Genomic DNA, 5256 nt, shown 5'->3' on the forward strand with positions numbered 1-5256 from the left:
CACGCTCACGGCTCCGGCGTTGACCACCGCGGGTGGCACGGCCACCGCGAGCACGGTGTTCGTCAACGGCGGCACCACCACGCAAAACAACATCGCCCTGTCGCTGAGCGCGCCGAGCGGGTGGACTGTCGCGGCGACCACGCCGTCCACGTTCGCCACCGTCGCCGCCGGACAAACAGTCACCACCACCTGGCACATCACCGCACCCTCCAGTGCGTCTACGGGCACGTACGCACTCTCCGCGCAGGCGACATTGAGCGGCACCGGACCGTTCACGGACGCCGGCACGATCAACATCGCTTACCCGTCGATCACCGCGGCGCTCAACAACGTCGGCATCACCGACGACACGAACACCAAGCCGGGCAACTTCGACGGACCCAACGGCGCCAGCTACTCCGCACAAGCACTCGCCGCCGCAGGTCTGACGCCCGGTCGCGCCTTCCATCATGACGGAGCCGCCATCACCTGGCCGAACGTCGCGTCCGGCACCAACGACAACATCGTGGCCAGCGGCCAGACCGTCCCGCTCTCCGGCTCCGGAACCACACTGGCCGTCCTCGGCGCGTCCAACAACGGGACGGGATCCGGCAGCGGCACGGTCGTCTACACCGACGGCAGCACCCAGACATTCGGGCTCGCATTCGCCGACTGGTGGTCCAAGACGCCGGTGAGCGGTACGGATATCGCCGCGACGCTCCCGTACATCAACAACGGCGGTGGCAGCAACGTCAGCCAGACGGTGCACCTGTACTATCAGGCGGTGCCACTGACCGCGGGCAAGACCGTGCAGGCCGTGGTTCTGCCCAACGTCAGCGCAGGCGCGACGGCCGGCACCACCGCCATGCATATCTTCGCGATGACGGTGACGACGCCCTCGACGAACACGGTCGTCACGCTGCACGCCCATGCCAACGGTGACTACGTCACTGCGGACAACGCCGGAGCCAACCCACTGATCGCCAACAACACGGCGGTCGGCCAGTGGCAGCAGTTCGACCTGATCAGCAACTCGGACGGCAGTGTGAGCCTGCGTGCTCACGCCAACAACGACATCGTGACGGCTGACAACGCGGGTGCAAGCCCGCTGATCGCGAATCGCACGGCGATCGGCCCGTGGGAGGAGTTCGACCTCATCTACAACTCCGACGGCAGCGTCAGCTTCCGTGCACACGCGAACAGCATGATCGTCACCGCGGAGAACGCGGGTGCGAGCGCGTTGATCGCGAATCGCACGGCGATCGGTCCGTGGGAGGAGTTCGACCTCAACTACGGCACGCCGATCAGTCTGCGTGCTCACGCCAACAACGACATCGTGACGGCTGACAACGCGGGTGCGAGCCCGCTGATCGCCAACCGTACTGCCATCGGCCCGTGGGAGACGTTCGACGTCATCTACAACTCCGATGGCAGCGTGAGCTTCCAGGCGCACGCGAACAACCTGATCGTGACCGCGGACAACGCCGGCGCCAACCCGCTGATCGCGAACCGGACGGCGATCGGTACCTGGGAGAAGTTCGACCTCATCCGCAACGCCGACGGCAGCGTCAGTTTCCGGGCGCACGCCAACAACGACATCGTCACCGCGGCCAACGCGGGTGCGAGCCCGCTGATCGCCAATCAGACCACGATCGGCACGTCGGAAGAGTTCGATCTGATCAACGACTAGTAACACTGGTAATTCCCGTAATTCTGGCAATTCCGGGTCACGCGGGTAATCTCACGACTCGGCCCGACGCATCCGTCGCGTCTGATCGGCAGTGCCCGGCAGTCAAGGTAGCACCTTGACTGCCGGGCACTGCCATTTCGCCTCACGTTCGCGGTGGCGTTACCCAATCGTCCAGAGCGGGGCGGACAGGCCAAATCATCCTTCTCGGGCGTCTGAGATTTTCTCGACAGTAATCGAGCTATTTCCGCCTTGTCGAGTCTGCCCCATCAGGCGAGTGTGGAAGCATGAACACGATGCGTGTCGAGGTGCTCATCCTTGGCTTCGGCAAGGGCGGCAAGATGCTGGCGGCCGCCCTGGGACGGGCGGGGCGCAGCGTGGCGTTGGTCGAGCAGTCCGGCCGCATGTACGGCGGGACCTGCATCAACATCGGCTGCGTACCCACCAAAGCCCTGCTGCACCACGCCGAGACGCGCCCCGCCACCCACATCGCAGGCCCCTGGTATCGCAGGTCCGTCGGCGCGACCGGCGAGCTGACCGCCCTGATGCGCCAGAAGAACTTTGCGACGCTCGACGCGATCGACGCCGTCACCATCGTCACCGGCCATGCCGCGTTCGTGGACGCGAAGAGCGTGGAAGTGACCGCCGGGCAGGACCGGCTGACGATCAGCGCCGACACCATCGTCATCAACACCGGCGCGAAGCCCACCGTCCCCGACCTGCCTGGCCTGCGAGCGAGCCGATACGCGGTCACCAGTACGGAGCTGCTCGACACTCCGGAACTGCCCCGGCGCCTGGCCATTGTCGGCGGTGGCCACGCCGGCCTTGAGTTTGCCGGGACCTACAGCCAATTCGGCGCCCAGGTCACTGTCCTGGAGGCCCACCAGCGGATACTGCCCGCCGAGGATGAGGATGTCGCCGCCGCTGTCGCCGGCATCCTGCACGAGCAGGGCGTCACCCTGACCACCGGCGCACGCGTGACCAGCGTCAGCGACCGTGTCGGCGGCGCCGTCATCAGCTACGAGATCGACGGCCATGCGGCCACTACCGATGCTGATTTGATTCTGGTGGCCACCGGGCGCGTCCCCGCCACCGAGGGTTTGGGCCTGGATGCCGCCGGGGTGCGAACCACGCCTGGTGCTGCGGTTGAGGTTGATGAGTATCTGCGGACCAGTCAGCCGCACATTTACGCCATCGGTGACGTCACCGGTGGTCCGCAGTACACCTACCTTTCCCTCGATGACCATCGCATTGTCCTGGATCAGCTTCAGGGGAACAGCCAACGCACCACCACGAACCGCGGGCCGGTCCCCTACACCCTGTTCACCACACCGCCTCTCGCCCGCGTCGGCCTCACCGAAACACAGGCACGTGAACGCGGACACACGGTGAAAATCGCCAGCACACCCATCAACCAAATGAACGCCCTACCCCGCGCACGCATCCTCAACAACACCCACGGCCTCATGAAACTCGTCGTCGACGCCACCACCGACCACCTCCTCGGCGCCGCACTCCTGACCAACGACGCCCAAGAAACCATCAACACCCTCACCCTCGCCATCCACCACGACATCACCGCCACCCAACTGCGCGACACCATCTACACCCACCCCTCCACCACCGAAGGACTCAACGAAACACTCAACAACCTGCACTGATCGCAGGCGTCTGCCCGGCGTCTGCGCGTGCTCATATCAAGGCTATGAGTAGTGCGAAGCTGCTTCGTGGCGTCTTTCACGGTTGAGGTCTTCGCTGCGCCGTGCCGTGCGCGAGCCTCAATCCTCTGACGCACTCGTACATGCAACAGGTGAAATCAGCGGTGCGCGCCCACCCACTGCGCTCCGCAGGTCAAGTGCTGCCCGAATCCGCCAGCGGCTGCCAGCTGGCATTTCACTGGAGAACACGATGTCCAACAAACTGGAAGTCATCGGCGTCGGCATGGGCCGGACCGGTACCAACTCGCTCAAGCTCGCGCTTGAGGAACTCGGGTACGGGCCCTGTTACCACATGAAGGAGGTCATGGACCGGCCCGACCGGCTCAAGGCCTGGCGGCGCATCCTCGACGGCGGGCGCCAGAACTGGGGCGAGATGTACCAGGGCTTCCAGTCGACGCTGGACTGGCCTGGGGCCTACTACTGGAGGGAACTGGCCGAGGCCTACCCGAAGGCCAAGGTCATCCTCACCGTCCGCGATCCGCAGCGGTGGGCCGACAGCATGTACAAGACCATGTTCCAGTGGCCGTTGCGCCGCCGCAATCGTTTGCAGCGCTGGGGATACGCCTTCCTGTCCGTCGTGAATCCGCCCGCCGTGGCGGAGGCGCGGATGCTCGACAAGGTGTGGAACAAGATCTTCCAGGGACGCGAATTCACCCACCTGGGCGACCGGGAGTTCGCGATCAACGCGTTCCTTGAGCACAACGCGGAGGTGGCGGCGTACATCTCCGCCGACCGGCTGCTCGTCTACCAGGTCTCGGACGGCTGGGAACCGCTGTGCGAGTTTCTCGGCGCGCCGGTCCCTGACAAGCCGTTCCCGCGGGTCAACGACGCGCAGGAATTCCAGAAGGACATCAGCTCCCGCAATCTCAAGTACACGCTCCAGGTAGTCGCCGGGAGCACCGTACTGTCGATGCTCGCCCTCGGGATCACCCTGGCGCTCACCCACGTCCTGCCCTGACGCGCCGGCTCAGTCGAGCTCGTCGGCGGCGCGCCCGATGCGCGCCAGCCGGGCCAGCGCGGGGCGGGAGAGGACCCGCCCGATGTCGTGCAGCGCCACGATCAGCTCCTCGACTCCGTCGAGCGGCGCGTCACCCTCCCGGTTGAGCAGGATGCCGCGATACTCCTCGGGCGGCACCGCTCGCCCCGGCAGCTCGATCTGCTGATCCTCGGCGCGGAAGAGCGCCGGTACGGACGTGTCCAGAACCAGGGCGAGCGCGGTCAGCTCGGCCGCCGTGAACGCACGGCGCCCGCGCTCGGCCTGGTGGACCGCCTGCCGGCTCCACGGCTTGTCGAGGAAGTGCCCCAACGCCTCGCCGAGCTCGGTGAGCGAAAGCCCGCGTTGCGCCCGCAGCCGGGCGATCTGTCGTCCCACAGCTTCCTCGACCCGCATCCCGACTCCCAAACGTCATTGCGTGTGATGACAACGACAGCTTGTCGTTGACGAAGCGTCAGTCAGTGCTCTACTGTAGCTGTACAGGAAGCTTTGTCAATCTATGCAATGACAATCACGGAGGCCGGGATGCATGATCTGCGCCTGGAGACCGTCGGACCATACGGCGACTGCGCCGTGCTGCGCGTCGGCGGTGAGATCGACCTTTTCACGGCGCCGGCGCTGCGAGAGCGCCTCGTCGAGCTGCTCTCGACCGGCGTCAGGCATGTCGTCATCGACACCGCCGGCGTGACGTTCCTCGACTCGACCGGCCTGGGAGTGCTGGTCGGCGGCTTCAAACGGCTGCGTGCACACGACGGATCGCTCGCCCTGGCCAGTGATCAGGAGCGGATAGTACGACTGCTGCGCCTCACCGGACTCATCCGTTTCTTCCCGCCGTACGCCACGGTCGCGGAGGCGATCACCGCTGAACCGCACTGGCA

At 65.7% G+C, this 5256-nt stretch carries 5 protein-coding genes; 4 read left to right on the forward strand and 1 reads right to left on the reverse strand.

Annotation, left to right across the window (positions count from 1 at the left end; genetic code table 11):
* From VGS97_RS07315 to VGS97_RS07325, 3 genes are all read left to right on the forward strand, one after another.
* Nucleotides 1-1669: NEW3 domain-containing protein (locus tag VGS97_RS07315; RefSeq protein WP_326852486.1), on the forward strand; the 1669-nt coding region annotated here is incomplete at its 5' end.
* Nucleotides 1670-1953: 284 nt separating this feature from the next.
* Complete coding sequence (locus tag VGS97_RS07320) at nt 1954-3327, forward strand: FAD-dependent oxidoreductase (RefSeq protein WP_326852487.1); 1374 nt, start codon at nt 1954-1956, stop codon at nt 3325-3327.
* 247 nt (nt 3328-3574) lie between these two features.
* A complete protein-coding gene (locus VGS97_RS07325; RefSeq protein WP_326852488.1) occupies nt 3575-4342 on the forward strand; it encodes a sulfotransferase family protein in 768 nt (255 codons plus the stop codon).
* 9 nt (nt 4343-4351) lie between these two features.
* Here VGS97_RS07325 and VGS97_RS07330 read toward each other — a convergent pair whose 3' ends face one another.
* Nucleotides 4352-4774, reverse strand: coding sequence for a helix-turn-helix transcriptional regulator (locus tag VGS97_RS07330; protein ID WP_326852489.1), 423 nt, complete (start codon nt 4772-4774; stop codon nt 4352-4354).
* Nucleotides 4775-4903: 129 nt separating this feature from the next.
* Between VGS97_RS07330 and VGS97_RS07335 the strand changes: the two genes are divergently transcribed.
* On the forward strand, nt 4904-5256 hold a 353-nt coding region (locus VGS97_RS07335; RefSeq protein WP_326852490.1), incomplete at its 3' end, for an STAS domain-containing protein.

This window comes from Actinocrinis sp. (genome assembly GCF_035946395.1).
Taxonomy (GTDB): domain Bacteria; phylum Actinomycetota; class Actinomycetes; order Streptomycetales; family Catenulisporaceae; genus Actinocrinis.